Annotated in this window: 18 protein-coding genes; 6 read left to right on the top strand and 12 right to left on the bottom strand. The window is 34.3% G+C overall.

Going from position 1 to position 19,836, the window contains the following annotated elements; translation table 11 throughout:
* Positions 1–10: 10 nt before the first annotated feature.
* Positions 11–1,321 carry a tRNA lysidine(34) synthetase TilS gene (gene tilS / locus APR43_RS18465; protein ID WP_053471096.1) on the bottom strand — a complete coding sequence of 437 codons (1,311 nt, stop codon included), beginning with the start codon at positions 1,319–1,321 and terminating at the stop codon, positions 11–13.
* Between the two features lie 315 nt (positions 1,322–1,636).
* On the bottom strand, positions 1,637–2,935 hold the full coding sequence (locus tag APR43_RS18460; protein ID WP_053471097.1) for an anthranilate synthase component I family protein: 1,299 nt from the start codon (positions 2,933–2,935) through the stop codon (positions 1,637–1,639).
* A gap of 184 nt (positions 2,936–3,119) precedes the next feature.
* Here APR43_RS18460 and APR43_RS18455 point away from each other — a divergent pair, with 184 nt between their 5' ends.
* Positions 3,120–4,013 carry a DUF4349 domain-containing protein gene (locus tag APR43_RS18455; protein ID WP_053471098.1) on the top strand — a complete coding sequence of 298 codons (894 nt, stop codon included), beginning with the start codon at positions 3,120–3,122 and terminating at the stop codon, positions 4,011–4,013.
* Positions 4,014–4,224: 211 nt separating this feature from the next.
* On the top strand, positions 4,225–4,599 hold the full coding sequence (locus APR43_RS18450; protein ID WP_053471099.1) for a DoxX family membrane protein: 375 nt from the start codon (positions 4,225–4,227) through the stop codon (positions 4,597–4,599).
* 55 nt (positions 4,600–4,654) lie between these two features.
* Here the strand turns inward: APR43_RS18450 and APR43_RS18445 are convergent, their stop codons facing one another.
* The 5 genes from APR43_RS18445 to APR43_RS18425 form a co-directional block, all read right to left on the bottom strand.
* Positions 4,655–5,197: a lipocalin family protein gene (locus APR43_RS18445; RefSeq protein WP_053471100.1), complete on the bottom strand. Its 543-nt coding sequence runs from the start codon at positions 5,195–5,197 to the stop codon at positions 4,655–4,657.
* A 162-nt stretch (positions 5,198–5,359) separates the two neighbouring features.
* Positions 5,360–6,763 (bottom strand): dihydrolipoyl dehydrogenase, encoded by a 1,404-nt coding sequence (gene lpdA, locus APR43_RS18440; RefSeq protein ID WP_053471101.1) that lies wholly within the window; start codon positions 6,761–6,763, stop codon positions 5,360–5,362.
* Positions 6,764–7,134: 371 nt separating this feature from the next.
* Positions 7,135–7,425, bottom strand: a complete 291-nt coding sequence (locus tag APR43_RS18435) for a type II toxin-antitoxin system RelE/ParE family toxin (protein ID WP_053471102.1) — start codon at positions 7,423–7,425, stop codon at positions 7,135–7,137.
* Positions 7,415–7,660 (bottom strand): hypothetical protein, encoded by a 246-nt coding sequence (locus APR43_RS18430; protein ID WP_053471103.1) that lies wholly within the window; start codon positions 7,658–7,660, stop codon positions 7,415–7,417. The genes APR43_RS18435 and APR43_RS18430 overlap by 11 nt, the downstream gene beginning before the upstream one ends.
* Positions 7,661–7,997: 337 nt before the next feature.
* Complete coding sequence (locus tag APR43_RS18425) at positions 7,998–8,456, bottom strand: Lrp/AsnC family transcriptional regulator (RefSeq protein WP_053471104.1); 459 nt, start codon at positions 8,454–8,456, stop codon at positions 7,998–8,000.
* Between the two features lie 444 nt (positions 8,457–8,900).
* On the opposite strand from APR43_RS18425, the gene APR43_RS18420 reads away from it, so the two are divergent.
* Positions 8,901–10,133, top strand: coding sequence for an aminotransferase class I/II-fold pyridoxal phosphate-dependent enzyme (locus APR43_RS18420; protein WP_053471105.1), 1,233 nt, complete (start codon positions 8,901–8,903; stop codon positions 10,131–10,133).
* A 90-nt stretch (positions 10,134–10,223) separates the two neighbouring features.
* Here APR43_RS18420 and APR43_RS18415 read toward each other — a convergent pair whose 3' ends face one another.
* The 3 genes from APR43_RS18415 to APR43_RS18400 all read right to left on the bottom strand — a co-directional run bounded on the left by APR43_RS18415 (position 10,224) and on the right by APR43_RS18400 (position 16,633).
* Positions 10,224–11,318 (bottom strand): DUF695 domain-containing protein, encoded by a 1,095-nt coding sequence (locus APR43_RS18415; protein WP_053471106.1) that lies wholly within the window; start codon positions 11,316–11,318, stop codon positions 10,224–10,226.
* Between the two features lie 140 nt (positions 11,319–11,458).
* On the bottom strand, positions 11,459–13,390 hold the full coding sequence (locus APR43_RS18410) for an amino acid permease (protein WP_053471107.1): 1,932 nt from the start codon (positions 13,388–13,390) through the stop codon (positions 11,459–11,461).
* A 336-nt stretch (positions 13,391–13,726) separates the two neighbouring features.
* Entirely contained in the window at positions 13,727–16,633 is a 2,907-nt protein-coding gene (locus APR43_RS18400) for an FAD-binding and (Fe-S)-binding domain-containing protein (RefSeq protein ID WP_053471109.1), read from the bottom strand.
* A 198-nt stretch (positions 16,634–16,831) separates the two neighbouring features.
* Between APR43_RS18400 and APR43_RS18395 the strand changes: the two genes are divergently transcribed.
* Complete coding sequence (locus APR43_RS18395) at positions 16,832–17,641, top strand: mechanosensitive ion channel family protein (protein ID WP_053471110.1); 810 nt, start codon at positions 16,832–16,834, stop codon at positions 17,639–17,641.
* Positions 17,642–17,759: 118 nt separating this feature from the next.
* Here APR43_RS18395 and APR43_RS24745 read toward each other — a convergent pair whose 3' ends face one another.
* On the bottom strand, positions 17,760–17,882 hold the full coding sequence (locus APR43_RS24745; protein WP_256379789.1) for a hypothetical protein: 123 nt from the start codon (positions 17,880–17,882) through the stop codon (positions 17,760–17,762).
* A gap of 8 nt (positions 17,883–17,890) precedes the next feature.
* Entirely contained in the window at positions 17,891–18,325 is a 435-nt protein-coding gene (locus APR43_RS18390) for a DUF6896 domain-containing protein (RefSeq protein ID WP_053471111.1), read from the bottom strand.
* A gap of 449 nt (positions 18,326–18,774) precedes the next feature.
* Between APR43_RS18390 and APR43_RS18385 the strand changes: the two genes are divergently transcribed.
* A complete protein-coding gene (locus APR43_RS18385; protein WP_053471112.1) occupies positions 18,775–19,008 on the top strand; it encodes a hypothetical protein in 234 nt (77 codons plus the stop codon).
* A 197-nt stretch (positions 19,009–19,205) separates the two neighbouring features.
* Entirely contained in the window at positions 19,206–19,754 is a 549-nt protein-coding gene (locus APR43_RS18380) for an REP-associated tyrosine transposase (protein WP_053471113.1), read from the top strand.
* Positions 19,755–19,836 lie beyond the last annotated feature (82 nt).

Genomic DNA, 19,836 nt, shown 5'->3' with positions numbered 1-19,836 from the left:
TTAAAGTTCATTATTGCAATTCTATTTTAAGTATTTTATTTGTGGTGTTTTTTATTTTAAAACGTTCGTCCTGTCGAATTCCAACAATCCAAACAATTTGATTATCAGACGCTAAAATCCATGTTTTTTCCTTTTCGATCAGCGATAATTTTTCATCTTTAAAAAGTTTACTTACTTTTTTAGACTTTCCATGCATTCCAAAAGGCTGAAAAACATCTCCCTCATTCCATCTACGTAAAATCAAAGGAAACCGGATTTTTTCGGCGTCTACAAAGATAGCTTTATTTGAATCTATTGTAATGTCGTCTACCTGACAAAGCTTCAATTTTAAGGGAAAATTAACTTCTGTATCGTTTGCAGCAATTTCAAATTCTTCTTTTTCTGATATTTCTGAAACCGGGCTTAAAATCAAAGTTTCTCTATTTTTCAATAATCGAAATTCTCCCGAAAGAACTTGTTTACCGGATTGTCCTTCAACTAAATCATAAATATCATTCCAGGCCGAAAAACCAAATTCATTCAGCCATTGGTACAAATACGATTTATAATTGGGAAGTTTTTTCAATTGATTCAAATCGAAATGAATATCGTCTCCGACTTCTTTTGCAACTTGCTGATAAATCATAATCGACGCATCTTCAACCATAATCTGCGATTCCTGCAAATACGATTGTGTTTTTTGAAATGCGTTTAAAAAATTGGGATTGATTTCTTTAAGAATAGGAACTAAATCGTGACGAATTTTATTTCGCAAGTATTTATTTGAAGCATTACTGCTGTCTTCTCTCCATCCGATATTATTTTCTTCGGCATATTTCAGAATTTCTTCTCTTGAAAATGGCAAAAGCGGACGTATAATTTTATCGTTTTCTTCTGGAATTCCGGTTAAGCCTTCTAATCCTGTTCCGCGGGTTAGATTAATAATAAAGGTTTCCAGATTATCATCTGCATGATGCGCTGTTAAGATATAATCGAAGTTTTTTTCTTCCAGAAGCTCATAAAACCAGCTGTAGCGAAGTTCTCGCGCCGCAACCTGAGTCGAAAGTTTATAATCTTTTGCAAAAGCCTCAGTATCAAACTGCGTTATAAAAACGGGAATGTTATTTTGGTCGCAATATTCCTGAATAAAATTCTGATCACCGAAACTTTCTAAGCCACGAAGCTGAAAATTACAATGCAAAACGGCAATTTCATACGGCAATTGTTTTAGTAAATGCAATAAAACCATACTGTCTAAGCCCCCGCTGACAGCGAGAAAAAGCTTTTTCCCGGCTAAAAATGGAAATCTGGATTTGATATGGTTTTGGAATTTTGAAAGCATTTGATAAAAGTAACAAATTAAATTTTATCTATTTTTAAATGAAATGTTAAGCAGTGATTTTTTTGTTTGCCACGAATTCACGAATTATTTTTCACGCAGATTTTGCAGATTGAGCAGATTTTTTTTTTGCCACAGATTAAAAAGATTTACACAGATTTTATTTATTTCTAAATGTTAAATTAAATCTGCCCAAATCTGCAAAATCTGCGTGAAACAAAAAAATCTTTTTAATCCTTTTAATCTGTGGCTATATTTTTCACATCAAATTGAAGAAAAAAATTAGTGGAAATTCGTGCAATTCGTGGCAAACCAACTTTACTGCAAAACTTCGTGCATTGCTTTAGCTTTTAGCAGACATTCTTCGTATTCTTTTTCGGGAATTGAAAGGGATGTTATGGCACTTCCAACAGAAAATGAGGCGTATTGTTTTTCCTGATTGTATAAAATACTTCGAATAACAACATTGAAATCAAAATCACCTTCGGGAGTAAAATAACCAACGGCTCCGCTGTAAAGTCCGCGTTTGGTTTCTTCCAGATTTTCGATGATTTTCATAACCGAAATTTTTGGCGCACCCGTCATACTTCCCATTGGGAAAGTTGTTTTTAAAACATCTACCGGAGAATATTGAGAATCTAATTTTGATGTTATGGTCGAAATCATTTGATGTACCTGCAGGAAAGAATATATTTTGCAAAGCTCTTCAACTTCAACAGAACCTTTTTGTGCCGTATGGGATAAATCATTGCGGACCAAATCTGTAATCATGATATTTTCAGCACGTTCTTTTGCGTCAGATTCAAGGAATTCTTTTGATTTTTGATCTTCTGCCGAATCTGAAAATCGTTTTGAAGTTCCTTTTATAGGCTGAGAAATAATTTTATCTCCCACTTTTTTCAGATAACGTTCTGGCGAGGCAGAAAGTAAATATTGTTTATGATTTTTGAAGAAAACCGAAAATGGTGCTTGTGAAATTTCATTCAGTTTCTCAAATTTTTCTAACGGATTAATCACAGCATTTTCGGCAAAAAATTCCATACAAAAGTTTGCTTCATACATATCGCCTTTATGAATATGATCAAGCATTTTAGTTACTTTTTCAACATATAATTCTTTTGAAATACGCTGCTTCACTTCTCCCGAAGCCTCGGGATCGCTCAGTGTGACAAACGGTTTGAAATGGCTAGTTGCAATCTCATTAAAATCATCTTCAACCTCATCATCACAAAGCATTAAATATTGTATTTCAAGCTGATTTCCTTTCAATACAAATATTTTTTTGGGTTGAAAAAAGAACAAATCCGGAAATTCTAATCCGTCAAAATTATTTGATTTTAAGTCTTCAGTATCATTTTTTAAATCATAAGATAAATAGCCAAACAGCCAGTCTTTAGTAGTTTGCTGGTATTGTTTTAAGTCATCAAAAGCGTTGTGAAAATCAGTTTTTAATGATGTAAAAGCATCGACAGCCAATAGACAATCAAAACTTGAATATTGCTGCGGATAAGAATTACTGTCTAAAAAAATGACTTCACGAAATTGCTGTGCCCAGGTTAAAAGCTGTTGTTTAAACTGCTCTGGGTTTGAAATAGGCTTGGTAATAGAAACTCTCAAAAATGAATGGATTTTTAAATTTCAAAATTACAACAAAAAAAGACCTTCGATAAAAGATTCCATAAAAATTATTGGCACACTTTTTAGTACATCGCTTTTATATTAATTCTCAAACATTTTTAACAAATCAACCGAATTAATATCAGCCAATTATTTTATTTATTAATCAAATTTTTAAACCTTTATGAAAACAACTGCAAAATTAGGTTTGACCGCCTTAACTATTATTACTTTATTATTTTCCTGCAAAAAAGCAGATTACGATTCTGGGGAATTAGCAGATGCTAAAATGGCCGCAGATACTACTGCTATTTCATCTTCTGCTGCCGTCGAACATAAAGACAGCAAACAGAAATTTATTAGAACTGCTGATATTAAATTCAAAGTTAAAAACGTCGTCAAATCTACTTATGCAATTAAAAATGCTGTTCAAAAATTTGGTGGTTTTGTTACTTATACCAATTTACAAAGCAACATTCACGATCAGATTAAAACTAAAATCAGTCAGGACAGTACACTTGAAACCACTAAATATTCTGTAGAAAATAATATTACCATTCGCGTTCCTAATACAAAGCTTGATACTATTATTAAGACCATTGCCAAACAAATTGACTTTTTAGATTACAGAATCATAAAGGCCGATGATGTTTCTATAAAATTACTTGCTAATCAGCTTTCACAAAAAAGAGGCGTTGTAAACGAAAAAAGAGTCGAAAAAGCAATTGATTCTAAAGGCAAAAAAATAAATGATATTATAGATGCTGAAAATACGCTGGCTAATCAAAAAGAAGAAAACGATGATCGCATTATTGAGAATTTATCGATGCAGGATCAAATTAATTTCAGCACCATTACTTTACAGCTTTATCAAAACGAAACCATCAAACAAGAAATAATGGCGGGTGAAAAAGATAGTGCTGCTTATAAGCCTAATTTAGGTATTCAGATTTTTGATGCTTTAAAAAGCGGATGGTATATTTTACAGGCAATACTAGTTTTCTTTGTTAATCTTTGGCCAATTATATTACTGATAATCAGCGGATTCTTTCTTTACAAAAAATATTATAAAAAATAAGAAAAGTGTTAATAAAACAACAATTTCATAATAAAAAATTCATTATATTTGATATAGCATTAAACTAATCCCAAAATAGAATATTATTGATTGTTAAATTCTCAATAAAACAAAGCTTAAAATAGATTTCAGCGTTTTATTTGAAGAATATTGATTTGAATTATCAGCACACTAATTATATCATTTTTAACCTATTCAAATTCTAAGTATTATGAAAATTGCTACTATTATTGTCCGCGTTTTAATCGGCCTACTTTTGCTGTTTGCTTCTATTTCGTTCTTTTTTAAACTTGCGCCGGAACCAGAAACAACAGGAAATTTTAAGGCTTTTAATATGGGTTTAGTTGCTTCAACTTATTTGCTTCCCCTTGCAAAAACTGTTGAATTGCTTTGTGGTCTTTCATTTGTAACAGGTCGCTTTGTGACCTTGGCAAATATTTTGATTTTACCAATTACGATCAACATCTTATTTATCAATTACTTTTTAGCTCCAGAAGGTCTGCCTATTGCTGCCTTGCTTTTTCTGGCTAATTTATTTTTGATTTACAGATATTGGGATAATTATAAAACTGTATTTACACCTTGATTTTGTAAAGTATAAAACAAATAAAACCCGACATTTAAAATGCCGGGTTTTTTATTTAATTTGATTTATCGTGGTTTACCCAAACCAAGTCTGATATATTATATCCTATTTCCTGGGCTTTGATTAAAAAATCTGCTTTAATGCTTTCTGGCATTGTAGTTTCTCTTGAAAGTATCCACATGTATTTTAGGCTTTCGCCCGCAACAAGTGCATATTTGTAATCGCTGTCTACCGCAATAACATTATACCCTGAATAAAAAGGACCAAAAAATGAGACCTTGAGCATACCAACATTGTCTTTTTTGACAAACTTGGCTTTCCCGATGCTCTCTTCCCATCTGTCTTTTTTGACATCATAGCCCTTATTATCGACTCTAATGGTACCGTTATCGTTAAGAGAATATTCGGCGGTAACATTATCTAAGTTTCTTTCCCATTTGTAATCTAATCGTGCAATTTCAAACCATTTCCCTAAATACTTTGCCTTATCAAAATTGGTAACAGCAGCCGCTTTTTTAGGAATAGTCGAACCACAAGAATAAAGAACGAATGCAATTCCTGCTCCTAATAGTACCGGAGCAATATATTTGTTTTTCATGATGTAATCTTTTTATTATCATAAAGATACCATCTGAATTACACATCTAATTTACAAAATTTTTCTTGAAGTTTATATTTTTTCAGGCTAAAATTTAAACCCAAATAAAAACCCGTCTCGTTAAAAAACGAGACGGGTTTAAAATATGATTTACGTAAAAAATTATACGTGTATAGCTCTATTTTCAGTAGCTGCCAATGCTGCTTCTTTTACCGCTTCCGCGAAAGTTGGATGCGCATGGCTCATTCTTGAAATGTCTTCAGCAGAAGCTTTAAATTCCATTGCAGTAACCGCTTCAGCAATTAAATCAGCTGTACGCGCTCCAATCATGTGAACTCCCAAAACCTCATCTGTTTTTTCGTCAGCAAGGATTTTTACAAATCCGTCTAAGTCAGCACTTGCTCTTGCACGTCCTAACGCTTTGAAAGGGAAACTTCCAGATTTGTACGCCACTCCTGCAGCTTTCAATTGCTCTTCAGTTTGTCCAACTGCAGCAACTTCTGGCCAAGTGTAAACTACACCAGGAATTAAGTTATAATCGATATGTGGTTTTTGACCTGCTAAGATTTCAGCAACCATTGTTCCTTCCTCTTCCGCTTTGTGTGCCAACATTGCTCCACGAACAACATCACCAATTGCATAAATATTTGGAACATTAGTTTGTAAATGATCGTTTACTTCAACTTGTCCTCTGTCTGAAATTTTAACTCCGGCTTTGTCAGCGTTTAATCCGTCTGTGTAAGGACGACGACCAACAGAAACTAATGAATAATCTCCTTCAAGAGTAATAGTTTCTCCTTTTGCATTTTCAGCCTGAACGGTAACAGCGTCGCCGTTTCTTTCAACTGATTTTACTTTGTGAGAAACGTAGAATTTCATTCCTTGTTTCTTCAATACTTTAGTTAATTCTTTTGAAAGAGAACCGTCCATTCCAGGAATGATTCTGTCCATGAATTCCACTACAGAAACCTGAGCTCCTAAACGAAGGTAAACTTGTCCAAGTTCGATTCCGATAACTCCTCCACCAATAATAACTAGGTGTTTTGGAACTTCTTTTAAAGCTAAAGCTTCAGTAGAAGTGATGATTCTTTCTTTATCAATTTTGATGAATGGTAAAGAAGATGGTTTTGATCCTGTAGCGATTACAGTATATTTTGCTTCGATAGTTTCTGATGTTCCGTCAGCTTTTGCAACTGCAATGTGCGTTGCGTCTACGAAAGAACCTAAACCATTGAAAACCGTAATTTTATTTTTTTCCATTAAGTAGTTAATTCCACCTACGGTTTGATCTACAACGGCTTGTTTGCGTGCGATCATTTTCTCTAAATTGATTTTTACATCACCAGAAACCTCGATTCCATGATCTGCGAAATGAGCAATTTCAGCATAATGATGTGAAGAAGATAATAATGCTTTTGAAGGAATACAACCTACGTTAAGGCAAGTTCCGCCTAATGAAGTATATTTTTCTACAATTGCAGTTTTGAAACCTAATTGTGCGCAACGAATTGCTGATACATATCCGCCAGGACCTGAACCTATAATGACTACGTCAAATGAACTCATAGTATTTGTTTTTATTTTAGCGGTTACAAAATTAAGGAATAAAGTTCTGTTTGAAGTTTAATTTTCAATGTTTTTTGCGTGAAATTTTGGGTTGTGGTTTTCTGCCACAAAGGCTCAAAGACACAAAGTTTTTTGCTTTTTTTTAATCTCGCAAAGACGCAGAGGCGCAAAGTTTTTTTACAAAGTTTGTCATTTCGACTGAAAGGAGAAATCGCACTAGTGAGTCGACAAAGATTGGAATATGCTTTACGGAGTTTCGTGTGCGATTTCTCCTTTCAGTCGAAATGACAAACTGGATGTTAGACGTACTGCTGTGCGTCTCTACAAAAAACCTTTGAACCTTTGTCACTCAGTAACTTTGCACCTTCTACCTAAGGTTTTCTTTCAGGATTTCTTGAAGTATGAAAAACAGAATAAATTATAACTTCATCATTAATAATTTCATATATAATAACAAAAGGAAATTTTACCAAGGTTAATTCCCGATAACTTGGTTCTTTCTTTATTTCAAATAATTCCGGATGAGTTTTTAAAACTTGGAGGTGTGATTTTAAATAAATTAGAAATTGTTTCCCTAAACCTTTACTTCTACTTTCATAAAATTCAATAGATTCATCAATTTCATTTTCTGCTAACGGTAAAATTTTGATTTTAAAAACCATATTTAGTATTCAAGCGCTGTTCTACTTCTTCCCAAGAACTTGCTTCTTTTTCATTTGAAAGATATTTTTCTCTCTCTTCGGCAACTAAATTGTAATGAGAATCGGAAACAATTGATTTCTTTTCGTCATGATTTATAGCATCAAAAACACTTTCTAAAATTTCTAATTTAGAATCGTCTTCAATGAATTTTCCAAAATCCTTTATAAGCTTACGTCTTAATTCTTTAGTTTCCATTTGGCTTTTATTTAAACTCAAATTTAAACCTTTTTAGCTTTGAATTTTGTTAACGTTTCTAGTTTATGAATTTAGCCGAAAAGTTCACAAAGATTTACATAAAGTTTTGTTTTTAAATCTCGCAAAGACGCAGAGTCGCAAAGTTTTTTTACAAAGTATGTCATTTCGACTGAAAGGAGAAATCGCACTAGTGAGTCGACAAAGATTGGAATATGCTTTACGGAGTTTCGTGTGCGATTTCTCCTTTCAGTCGAAATGACAAACTGGGTGTTAGACGCACTCCTGTACGTCTCTACAAAAACCTTTGAACCTTTGCCACTCTGAACCTTTGTGCCTCTTAAAAAGAAATCACCGTCGAATTCTTTACTTCGCTAATCATGAACATACTTTGTGTACTTCCAATATGCTGTAACGAAGTAAGTTTGGTTACTAAAAATTCCCTGTAAGCTTCCATATCTTTTACTAAGACTTTCAGAATATAATCATAATCACCGCTTACGTGATGGCATTCTAAAACTTCATTTAGTTTGATGACTTCGCTCTCAAATTTGGTTAGGAATTCTTTTGTATGCTGAATCAATTTTAAATGGCAGAAAACTACAAATCCTTTTTCAATTTTGGATTTGTCGACTAAGGCAGCATAGTTTTTAATTATGCCTTCTCGTTCAAGTTTTTTGATTCGTTCGTAAACTGCAGTCACCGAAAGATTGAGTTTTAAAGACAATTCTTTGTTTGTTTTTTTACTGTCGGTTTGAAGTAAAACCAGGAGTTTTTTATCGATTTCGTCTAAAGTCATGTTTGTATCATTGCGAGGAACGAAGCAATCTGATCCTCATAGTTACTGAAATGAAAGAAAATCTATTTAATTATGATTTATAAATCAAATTTAGATTAAAAATCATTATAAACGCATTTTAATAGATTTAAAATCTAATTAATAACTACATACTTGATTAATTTTCTAATTACAATTTACTTTGAATAGAATTTCTTTTGAAAACGAGAGTCCTAGCCCAGATTGAAGTGGAAAGCCCGGAGGAAAAAAGGCACAAGTTTCTTGTTTAAAAAAAGCGACCAACGGAAGCTCTTTTTAGAACATTAGAAACTTTGACTTTTTTACGAGGACTTGAAACGTAAAGCTGGAATAGCTCCTAAAAAAAATGTTTCATGTTTCAAGTTTCAGGTTGTTGGAACTTGAAACCTGAAACCTGAAACTTGAAACAAAACAAAAACTAACTATATGAAAAACTTTAACCCAGCAGATAAAATTCAGGATTTGCAGTACTTTGGTGAATTTGGCGGTGTGAATCCGTCGATTTCTGATTCTTCGACTTATACTTTTCTTTCGGCGAAAACTATGTTTGATACTTTTGAAGGAAATATGGAAGGCTGTTATTTGTATTCCCGTCATTCGTCGCCAAGTAATTTATATTTGGATCAGGCTTTGGCAGCGATGGAAGGAACAGAAACAGCAAATGTTTCGGCTTCGGGAATGGGAGCTATTACACCTACTTTATTACAGCTTTGCGGTGCAGACGATCACATTGTTTCAAGCCGAACTATTTATGGCGGAACTTACGCTTTCCTGAAAAACTTTACACCAAGATTCGGGATTGAAACGAGCTTTGTGGACATTACAAAACTGGATGTTGTAGAAGCTGCAATTACGCCAAATACGAAAGTTTTGTATTGTGAAACGGTTAGTAATCCGTTACTTGAGGTTGCTGATATTGCTGGTTTGGCTAAAATTGCCAAAAGGCATAATTTGAAATTGGTTGTTGATAATACGTTTTCGCCATTATCAGTTTCTCCTGCGAAATTGGGTGCTGATATCGTGATTCACAGTTTAACAAAATATATTAACGGAAGCAGCGATACTGTTGGCGGTGTAACTTGTGCATCGAAAGAATTTATTAATTCGTTGAAAAATGTAAATTCTGGCGCAAGTATGCTTTTGGGACCAACAATGGATAGTTTACGTTCGGCAAGTGTGATGAAAAATCTTCGTACGCTTCATATCAGAATTAAACAGCACAGTCATAACGCACATGTTTTGGCTGATAAATTTGAGAAAGATGGATTAAAAACGGTTTATCCGGGATTAAAAAGTCACCCAAGTCATGAATTGTACAAAACGATGATTAATCCTGAATATGGTTTTGGGGGAATGCTTACGATTGATGTTGGTACTTTGGAGAAAGCCAATGAATTAATGGAATTGATGCAAGCCAGAAATTTGGGTTATTTGGCGGTAAGTTTAGGTTTTTATAAAACTTTATTCAGCGCACCGGGAACCTCAACTTCTAGTGAAATCCCGTTAGAAGAACAATACGAAATGGGATTGACAGATGGTTTGATTCGTTTTTCTATTGGTTTGGATAATGATATTGATCGTACTTACGAAATGATGAAGCAATGTATGGTTGAGCTTGGGATTTTGAAACTTTCCAGCCCACGGGTTTTACAGGTTTAACGGGTTTACACTGATTGTTTTTTAGATTTTTTTTCGCCGCGAATTCACGAATTTTTAATAGTTAATTCGTGAATTCGTGGCTATAAAAAATTACTTCTGCTCATAATATCTAAAAGACTGCCAGTATTTGTCTTTGTATATTTCGTAATTTATATCGAAAGAACCGCTGTATTTTTTAATTAATTCATCTGCTATTTTTGAAGGTTTTCGAAAATCTTTGCAGGCAAAAAAGATTTCTCTTTTGTTTGCCAATGTTTCTCTACCTACATTTAAATAGCCTTCCAAATCCTTAAGTTCTAACACTATTTGATCTTCAATTTCATTTAATAACTGATATGTTTCTTTGTCTGGCATCCCGTTACTATTACTACCGTCAAATGGGATTGTTATAATAAACATCCATGGATGGGATGCTTTATTATCCCATTGTAAAAGATCAGCATTCATTAATCCTATAACAACTCCTCCGTCTTTTGTACTTGACTCAAAACCCGAATAGTTATCTTTTTCTGTATTGTGTCGTATCCCTTCATATTTTTCAACAAATTCTTTTTCTCTCCAGATTAGATAATCTTTTAATTTTTCAATTGGAATTAATTCTTCCAAAATTTCATTTGATCCTACTACTTTCATATTATCAATTAAAGTAACAGAATGCAATTCTCCTAAATAATTATCAAGAAAAATATAAACACCATTTGTCAGCATTTGTTTTTTATCTTCTGTAAAATGGTCGTAAACGATGGTCAAATCAATTTCATCCGGATAGTTTTTATGAAGGTTAGGATAAAATTTTAAATTATCTTTATTAAAGTCAAAACCTTCATAATTTATACTTACATCTTTAATATCTGATGCTGGTTTAAGTGCTGTGAATCTCCAGCCGTTAATTTGAGGAGCATCGTTGACCAATTCTTCTATAGCATAAATATTTCTAATGGCTCCATCCGGGGTTAGAATAAGTTCAGCAGTTTGATCATCAAACATTCCGGTTAGAAAATAAATTCCATCGTGGATTTCGTTTAGTTTTGGTGCCAGTTTATCAAGGAAACCTTTGTGAATATTTTGTTCTTCTTGAACAATTTTAAAAAATTCTTTTTCATTCTTTAAAAACCAATTCCAGAAATCACTATAAGACTTTATTGGAGATTCTTTTTTACCCAATACTTTATCAAGAAAACTCATTTATAAAAAAATTAAATTTAAAATTTACTAAGCGCAAACCTATGAAAAAAGCTTTAGAAAAAGTAAGAATATTTACATAAAAAAATCGTTCTGAAGATTATTTTCAGAACGATTTCCATTTATAATTTATAACTCTTAACTTATATCTTCACTATATTAAGTTTACTATTTTTTCTACTGTAAGTAAAGTAAATAAATAGTCCAATTAATAACCAAATTGTAAAGTAAATCCAGTTCCAAACGCTTAATTCGGCCATCATGTAAAGACAGCAGATTAATCCTAAAAGCGGAATTAAAGACAAGTTTCTTCTGAAAGCCCAAACAGCTAATCCAACTAAAACGAATAAGAATATCCACATTGGGATTTTGTGTTTGAATAAACTAAATCCTGATTCATATTTTGCAGAATCAGCAATTGGTAAACCTTTTACAACTTCGGCATATTTTGCATCGTCGTCTTGATATTGTCCTAATAAATGGTCTAAATCCGAAGTTTCGGCAGTTTTATTGTTTACTTCGATACTTTCTAAGTATTTGAAAACTTTTTCAGATTCTGATTTATCTAAAGAAGTTACGATCGAAGTCGCATCATAAATTTGCGGCTCATTATTAATAAAAGCCATTGTTGCTTTATTATTGAAAGCAAAAGCGTAATACAATCCTGCGATCATTAAAACTGGTAAAATATATTTTGAATTTACGTAAGGTGTTTTGAATTTTCCCCTCGGAATATCTGGTTTGTTTTGCAATACTAAAACTCCTGCGCAAACTAATACAAAAGCAAATAAAGTTCCGATACTGCATAAATCAGTTACCATTGTCAAATTCAAAAATAAAGCTGGAATCGCTACTACAAAACCTGTTACAATTGTAGCAAATGATGGCGTTTTGAATCTTGGGTGAACAGTAGAAAATTTCTTTGGTAACAAACCATCTCGGCTCATACTCATCCAGATACGTGGCTGTCCCATTTGGAAAACCAATAAAACGCTCGCCATCGCCACTACTGCACTAACTGCAATAATCCCCGACATCCATTTTAAGTCTAATTTATCGAAAACAAATGCAAGAGGATCTCCAACATTTAATTCGTGATATTTTACCATTCCGGTTAAAACCAAGGCAATAGCAATATATAAAATCGTACAGATGATAATTGCCCACATCATTCCGCGTGGTAAATCGCGCTGCGGATTTTTACATTCTTCGGCAGTTGTCGAAATAGCATCAAAACCAATATAAGCAAAGAATACCGCAGAAACTCCTTTTAAAACCCCTCCAACTCCATTTGGAGCAAACGGATCCCAGTTTGCTGTATCTACATAAAATACACCAACAGCAATTACTAAAAGAACCACGCAAAGTTTTACCACAACCATTAAGTTACTTGCGTTACGAGATTCTTTCATTCCTCTGTAAACCAAAGCTGTAATTAAAATAATAATGAATAATGCAGGTATATCGGTAACGAAATGAAAAGATCCAATTGTTGGCGCAGTTGTCCACGCTGTGTGTGCTTGCTGTAAAGCGACACTTAAATTTTCGAAAGATTTTCCGCCGCGCATTAAAGCTTCGGCATCATTATAACCGTTTGAAGCGGTTAAATAATCCATTTGAATCCATTGCGGTAAATGAATTCCCCCACTCTGGAGCAGTCCCGTAAAATAATCACTCCACGATATGGCGACGGTTATGTTTCCTACTGCATATTCCATTATCAAAGCCCAGCCAATAATCCAGGCGATAATTTCTCCAAAAGCTACATAAGAATACGTATAAGCACTTCCCGAAACCGGAACCATCGAAGCAAATTCGGCGTAAGCAAAAGCAGCAAAACTACAAGCCAAAGCTGTAAATAAGAACAAGAAAATAACAGCTGGTCCGCCGTCTGCACTGGCTTTTCCAATTGTACTAAAAATTCCTGCTCCAACAATAGCCGCTATTCCAAAAGCAGTTAAATCTTTGGTCGTCAAATGTTTTCCAAGCGCATTATGACCATCTGATTCATTCTGAGCAACTTGCTTCAGAATATCCTGTACTGTTTTCTTTCGGAATAAACTTGAAAATGCCATATATGTTTTGTATTATAAATTAATTTAATTCAGTTGTTATGGTTTTATTTTGCAAATAATGCAAAAATTATCCTTATTTCAAATATATAAAACGATTTTGTTTTTACTGAAGTTTTTTTTCGCCACAAAGTCACCAAGTCACAAAGTTTTTTTCTGCCACAGATTAAAGGATTTTCACAGATTAAAAATTTTAAATTAAATCTGCTCAATCCGCCAAATCTGCGTGAAAAAATCTTTTTAATCCTTTTAATCTGTGGCAAAACTTAAGATAAAACAAAAAATCCGTGTTTATCAACGTTTTCACGAAGTGAATCCGTATCATCCGCGTGCCATTTCTCAACGCAAACAATTCCTCAAAATACTAACCGGATGTTGTGCTTCTCGTTTTGTTCCGTCATAAATTTGATGGCGACAGCTCGTTCCTGCAGCGGCGATTTTTACGTTTTCGGCGGTGTTACGTACTTTTGGGAAAAGCGTGTCTTCTCCCATTTGCATACTCACTTTATAATGCTCTTTTTCATATCCAAAAGAACCCGCCATTCCGCAGCAGCCCGAATTATAAATCGTAACCGTATTATTTTTAGGAAGATTCAGCATGGCAAAAGTCGCTTCTACAGAACTTAGTGACTTTTGGTGACAATGTCCGTGAATTTTAATTTCTTTCAGTTCTTCAGAGAAAGAATCCGGCGTTATTTTTCCGTTGATGATTTCTTTTTTGAAGAATTCTTCAATCGTAAAGGCATTTTGCGAAATTCGTTCTGCACTTTCTTTATCCGATGCCAATCGTAAATATTCATCTCTAAAAGTCAAAATCGCCGAAGGTTCAATACCTATTAATGGCGCGTTGCTCGAAATCAAATCTTTGAAAATATTGATATTTATATCCGTAATCTTTTTGGCTTCTTCCAAAAATCCTTTTGAAAGATACGTTCTTCCGCTTTCTTCGTGATTTACAATTAAAACTTCGTAACCTAATTTCGTCAACAATTCAAAAGCATCAATCCCAATATTTACATCATAATAATTCGTAAATTCATCAACAAACAAATACAATTGTCCGTTTGGAAAATCTGCGTTTTTAGGTTTATTATTTTCATACCATTTTCTGAAAGTCTTTTTCGCTAATAATGGAACTTGTCTTTCGGGTGCAATTCCCATTGATTTTTTAACAAGCGCCTGATTCGAAATAAAATTCGTAATCGACGGAAACAAACTTCCCATTTTGTTCAGTTTTGCGTTGTTGGCAAAAATTTTACTTCGGGTCGAAAATCCGTTTGCTTTTTGGTATTGGTATAAAAATTCCGCTTTTAGAGTTGCAACGTCAACATTACTCGGACATTCGCTTGCGCATGCTTTACAGCTTACACACAACTCAAAAACTTCGTATAATTCTTTCTGGTCAAATTTGTTTTCTTTTTCAGAATACGTCAAATATTCTCTTAAAGCGTTTGCTCTTGCACGAGTCGTTTCTTTCTCGTTTCGCGTCGCACGATAACTCGGACACATCGCTCCGCCCGCCGATGGCATTTTTCGGCAATCGCCAGAACCGTTACATTTTTCGGCGGCACGCAAAATTCCTAAACTGTCTGAAAAATCCTGAAACGTTTTAATATCCGGTTCTACCCTTCCTGAAATCACACGATGGTTTTCGTCCATTTTCAAAGCGTTGACAATCTTCCCGATATTTAAAACCGAATTAGGGTCAAATGCTAATTTGATTCTTTTCAGCAATTCGTAATTCTTATCGCCAATCATAAACGGAATAAATTCTCCGCGCACGATTCCGTCACCGTGTTCACCGCTTAACGAACCTCTGTATTTTTTTACCAAATGTGCCACTTCGGTCGCAATGGTTCTGAATAATTTTAAATCTTCCGTTTTCTTCAAATTCAAAACCGGACGCAAATGCAGTTCTCCCGCACCGGCATGTGCATAATAAATCGCTTCTTGTCCGTGGCGTAACATCATCGCCGAAAACTCTGCAATATAAGCTGGCAAATCGCTTAATTCAACCGCTGTATCTTCAATAGAATCGGCTGCTTTGTCGTCGCCTACAATACTTCCTAAAAGTCCGAGTCCGGCTTTTCTAAGTTCGTTTGCTTTATCAATATCGGCTCCGTAAATTTTCACGAGCGCGTAACCAAAATTGTTTTTCTCTAAATCAGCAATTAAAGCGTTTGCTTGATTTTCTGCATCTTCTAAAGTGTGCGAAGCCACTTCAAACAACATAATCGCTTTGGGTTCTCCAACCAAAAAGAATCGGTTTTTAATATGCTCCCGATTGGTTTTAGTACAATCCAAAATCGTGTCGTCGATCATTTCGCAAGTGTACAAATGATGTTTCATCGCAACGACAACAGACTCTAAAGATTCCTGAATGGTATGATAATGTCCAACGACCATAATACTGTGCGCTGGCGGTAAATCGTCGACTTTTAAAGTAATTTCGGTAGTAAAGGCCAAAGTTCCTTCACTTCCGCAAAGTAATTTTCCGAGATTGATTGTTGGTTCAGTTCCGCCAAATAATTCTGATCTTAATAGAATATCAACGGCGTAACCTGTATTTCGTCTGTGGATTTCCGGTTTCGGAAACTCTTTTATAATTTCTTCCTGAATTTCTTTTACCGAAAGTTCGTCATAAACGCTTTTGTAAATTTTATTTTCTAAAGAATCACCTTTGGTTTTCTCGATAAATTCTGCCGAAGTCAATTCGCTAAAAGCTACTTCTGTTCCATCGCTTAAAATCGCTTTTACCTCAGCAATTTTATCACGCGTAACACCATATCGAATCGAAGTTGTTCCGGATGAATTATTTCCCACCATTCCACCAATCATCGCTCGGTTTGAAGTCGAAGTAATGGGCGCAAAAAATACGCCGTGCGGTTTTAAAAATAAATTCAGTTCGTCGCGAATAACGCCGGGTTGAACCGTAACTGTTTTTTTCTCGGCATTGTAACCTAATATTTTGGTGAAATGTTTCGAAACATCAACCACAAGTCCGTCGCCAACAGCTTGTCCGGCAAGCGAAGTTCCGGCCGTTCTTGGTGTAATCGAAATATTATGCTGCGCCGCAAAGCGAATTAATTTGCTGATATCTGCTGTCGATTTAGGCAAAGCCACCGCATTTGGCCGAATCCGATACACTGATGCGTCTGTCGAATAAAGTGTTTTATGAAGATCATCGTATAAAAGTGTGCCTTCGAGTTCGCCGGCTAATTGCTCTAAATGAGATTGGGTCAACATGTAAATGGTGCTTTTCTTAAAAAATAATTGCTCAAAAACTGAGACAACAAATATAAAAATATAGCTACTTAAAATGTATAAAATGCCGATTTATCTTAACAGCTCGTCAACATTTTATAAAATTAAAGCCAAATTCTGTAAAGCACCAAAATTGCGAAATAAGTAATTTTAAGATTTTACCTTTTATGCCTTACAATTATGGAAAATTTCGTTCAGGACGTCTTCAAACATTTAGAAAACTATTATTACAGCATTGTCGATCTTACGCCAAAATTTATTCTCGCAATTATTGTCATTCTCGTTTCGTGGTTTATTGCAACCCGAATTGGTATTTTTACAGGAAACCGACTCAAAGCCAGAATGCACGACCGACTTCTTGCCACTTTCATTGCCCGTTTAATTAAATCGGTTTTAATTATTATTGGGGTTTTGTTCATGTTCAAAATTATTGGTCTTGACGGAATTGCCCAAAGTATGCTTGCCGGAGCTGGAATCTCGGCCTTTGTAATTGGTTTTGCGCTTAAAGATATTGGTGAAAATTTCCTTGCCGGAATTCTGCTCGCTTTCAAACGCCCGTTTTCTATTGGCGATATTATCGAAAGCAACGGCGTAAAAGGCGAAGTCATCAACCTCAACCTGCGCGATACCGAAGTAAAAAGCGATTCTAAAATCATTTATATTCCAAACGCACTTTTAATTAAAAATACGCTCATTAATTACAACAGCGAAGGTTATCTTCTGCAAACTTTTACCGTTGGTCTCGAATATGGTTCTGATTATGGAAAAGCAATAGAACTCGTAAAAGAAGTTCTAAAACGAAACGAAGAAGTAACCGAAAAAGATCACGAAGACGCAGCCGTAATTACTGATATTTCCGGAGCGATTATTCAGCTAAACATTCGTTATTGGGTAAAAACCGGAACCAACAGAAAAAGCGCCGAATGCCGTTCGAAAATCATCGCCGAGGTTTTGAATACGTTAAAGGAAAACGGGTTTGTGCTTAAATAAGGGTCTAAGGTTTTTCTTTTTCCTTGCCTTTAAACCTTACTATCATCCTGAGCGTAGTCGAAGGCTTATGGAAACGTAAATCCTATTTTTTGGAATTTGGAATTTAAAAATTGGAATTTTAATAAGGAGCAATTTCCTGCTGTCCGCTATATTCCCGATAAACAAAAACTACGGCTAAAAAGCCTAGTTTTTCTAAATCGGGAGATGCCGCTTCCATCAGGGCTAGGACTCTCGGTTTCATAAGGCAATTTATTGAATAAAAAACGATTCCTGAACCACTCTATAACACATAAAAACACATCCAAAAGCTTTTCCTTCCAATCCTTCTATAGTTAACCATTCTAAAATTCCTTTATTTATAAACTTAAACAATTCTAATTCGATAAACTCAGCACTATAATTTAATTTTTGGTATTCCGGATGAGTTCTAATAAATTCCGAGAATTTCCATTGCGAAAAATTAATTTCATTTACTGAAATATCATATTCATAACTAATTCCGTCTTTTTTAGCAGTACAGCCACTTCCGTGAAAATAATATTCAATTCCTTCAATTGATCCTACTCTTTTAAAAAAGGTAATAGAAAACGAACATGGATTTATGTCTTGTTTGTATTTATCTTTTAATAAAGCTTCAAAGCTTCTGATAAATGTAATGTAGTCGGTTAAGATTTTTTCTATCATAATTTGCAGTTCAAATCTAAATCTTAAAATGTTATTTTCCAAAGAGATTCTCCAATCTTGTCATTTCGACCGAAGGGAGAAATCGCACTAGAAATTACGCAAACATAATTGACAATCTTTGTGGTTACGAGTGTGATTTCTCCCTTCGGTCGAAATGACAAACTGCTTGGAAATTTATTTGAGTTTATCTTTTTTCAAAATAACGCTTTATATTTACCATGCATATATGATTTAGTTTTTTCTAATTCATCTTTTTAAACAATAAAAATATAATCTTTTTCTTACTTAAAATATTTTTTTGATATCTTTACAATCCTAAACACAAAGAAAAATGATATCAAAAAAGCTTTTGCCCGTGCGGTATGGTGGCGGTATTGGAAACAACTGCAACGCACTTTGTGGCGTAGGACACCTTAGCTGTGCGGGTTCTTTTCCTAAACACAAAGATTATGAATGCAAACACAATTTCAAAAGAAACCCAAATCAGGCTTTTGAATTTTTTCAACGAAAGAATTGAACCTGTAGAAATGGCTAAAACATTAAGGCAGGTAAATTTCACACTCGCATTAGGGGTTATGAGCGAACACGAAGAACTTCAAAACGAAATCACCAAATTAAGAGATAGTTTTTACTGGCTCAATGAATTAGCTGAAACTTTAAATCCTTATTTGGATTTGGAGTAGAATTTTCAAATGAAAAACCTCGATTTCAAAATCGAGGTTTTCTCTTTTAGTAATTGATAAACTTTGCGGGCACGAGCGGGACGCTCGCGCTAGCAGAGGCTAGCAGAGAGCTTCTTGATTTTTGAAAATTATTTAAGACGCTAGCGCGAGCGTCCCGCTCGTGCCGCAAAGTATTTCCAGCATTAGATAAAAAATAAATGAGCAGAAAATATAAATTTGGAGAAAAAACTGGAGCATATTTTATCAGTTTCGCTACAGTTTATTGGATAGATGTATTTACAAGAGAAGAATATTTTGGAGCAATCATTGAATCTCTAGATTATTGTCGCAAACATAAATCAATGGAAATTTATGGATATTGTATAATGCCAAGTCATATTCATTTAATTTTTAGATCAGGAAATGGTGATCCCTCAGGATTGATTAGAGATTTTAAAGGATTTACTTCAAGAAAACTGCTTAAAACAATCGAAGAAAATCCTCAAGAAAGTAGAAAGGAATGGATATTATGGATGTTTGAAAAAGCTGGAAAGAAAAATAGCAATGTAAAATTCAGGCAGTTTTGGCAGCAAAATAATCAACCTATAGAAATTTGGTCTCTAAAAGTTTTTGAGCAAAAGCTAAACTATATTCATAATAATCCACTTGAAACTGGTTTTGTTACTAATCCGATAGATTGGAAATACAGTTCTGCAAGAAACTATGGAAATAATGATCAGACTGTTTTAGAAATTGATATTAATTGATGTTCTGTGCGGGCACGAGCGGGACGCTCGCGCTAGCGGAATAGAAATTAAAATAGTATAAAAACAGAAAACCTAGATTTTA

This window comes from Flavobacterium sp. NLM, from assembly GCF_002210235.1.
GTDB lineage: Bacteria > Bacteroidota > Bacteroidia > Flavobacteriales > Flavobacteriaceae > Flavobacterium > Flavobacterium panici.
This window is presented reverse-complemented; position numbering and strand designations above follow the sequence as displayed.

Bases quoted from the DNA above. Each gene is read 5' to 3' on its own strand.
- tilS (WP_053471096.1), bottom strand. From the start codon at position 1,321: ATGCTTTCAAAATTCCAAAACCATATCAAATCCAGATTTCCATTTTTA.
- APR43_RS18455 (WP_053471098.1), top strand. From the start codon at position 3,120: ATGAAAACAACTGCAAAATTAGGTTTGACCGCCTTAACTATTATTACT.
- APR43_RS18450 (WP_053471099.1), top strand. From the start codon at position 4,225: ATGAAAATTGCTACTATTATTGTCCGCGTTTTAATCGGCCTACTTTTG.
- APR43_RS18445 (WP_053471100.1), bottom strand. From the start codon at position 5,197: ATGAAAAACAAATATATTGCTCCGGTACTATTAGGAGCAGGAATTGCA.
- lpdA (WP_053471101.1), bottom strand. From the start codon at position 6,763: ATGAGTTCATTTGACGTAGTCATTATAGGTTCAGGTCCTGGCGGATAT.
- APR43_RS18435 (WP_053471102.1), bottom strand. From the start codon at position 7,425: ATGGTTTTTAAAATCAAAATTTTACCGTTAGCAGAAAATGAAATTGAT.
- APR43_RS18430 (WP_053471103.1), bottom strand. From the start codon at position 7,660: ATGGAAACTAAAGAATTAAGACGTAAGCTTATAAAGGATTTTGGAAAA.
- APR43_RS18425 (WP_053471104.1), bottom strand. From the start codon at position 8,456: ATGACTTTAGACGAAATCGATAAAAAACTCCTGGTTTTACTTCAAACC.
- APR43_RS18420 (WP_053471105.1), top strand. From the start codon at position 8,901: ATGAAAAACTTTAACCCAGCAGATAAAATTCAGGATTTGCAGTACTTT.
- APR43_RS18415 (WP_053471106.1), bottom strand. From the start codon at position 11,318: ATGAGTTTTCTTGATAAAGTATTGGGTAAAAAAGAATCTCCAATAAAG.
- APR43_RS18410 (WP_053471107.1), bottom strand. From the start codon at position 13,390: ATGGCATTTTCAAGTTTATTCCGAAAGAAAACAGTACAGGATATTCTG.
- APR43_RS18400 (WP_053471109.1), bottom strand. From the start codon at position 16,633: ATGTTGACCCAATCTCATTTAGAGCAATTAGCCGGCGAACTCGAAGGC.
- APR43_RS18395 (WP_053471110.1), top strand. From the start codon at position 16,832: ATGGAAAATTTCGTTCAGGACGTCTTCAAACATTTAGAAAACTATTAT.
- APR43_RS24745 (WP_256379789.1), bottom strand. From the start codon at position 17,882: ATGAAACCGAGAGTCCTAGCCCTGATGGAAGCGGCATCTCCCGATTTA.
- APR43_RS18390 (WP_053471111.1), bottom strand. From the start codon at position 18,325: ATGATAGAAAAAATCTTAACCGACTACATTACATTTATCAGAAGCTTT.
- APR43_RS18385 (WP_053471112.1), top strand. From the start codon at position 18,775: ATGAATGCAAACACAATTTCAAAAGAAACCCAAATCAGGCTTTTGAAT.
- APR43_RS18380 (WP_053471113.1), top strand. From the start codon at position 19,206: ATGAGCAGAAAATATAAATTTGGAGAAAAAACTGGAGCATATTTTATC.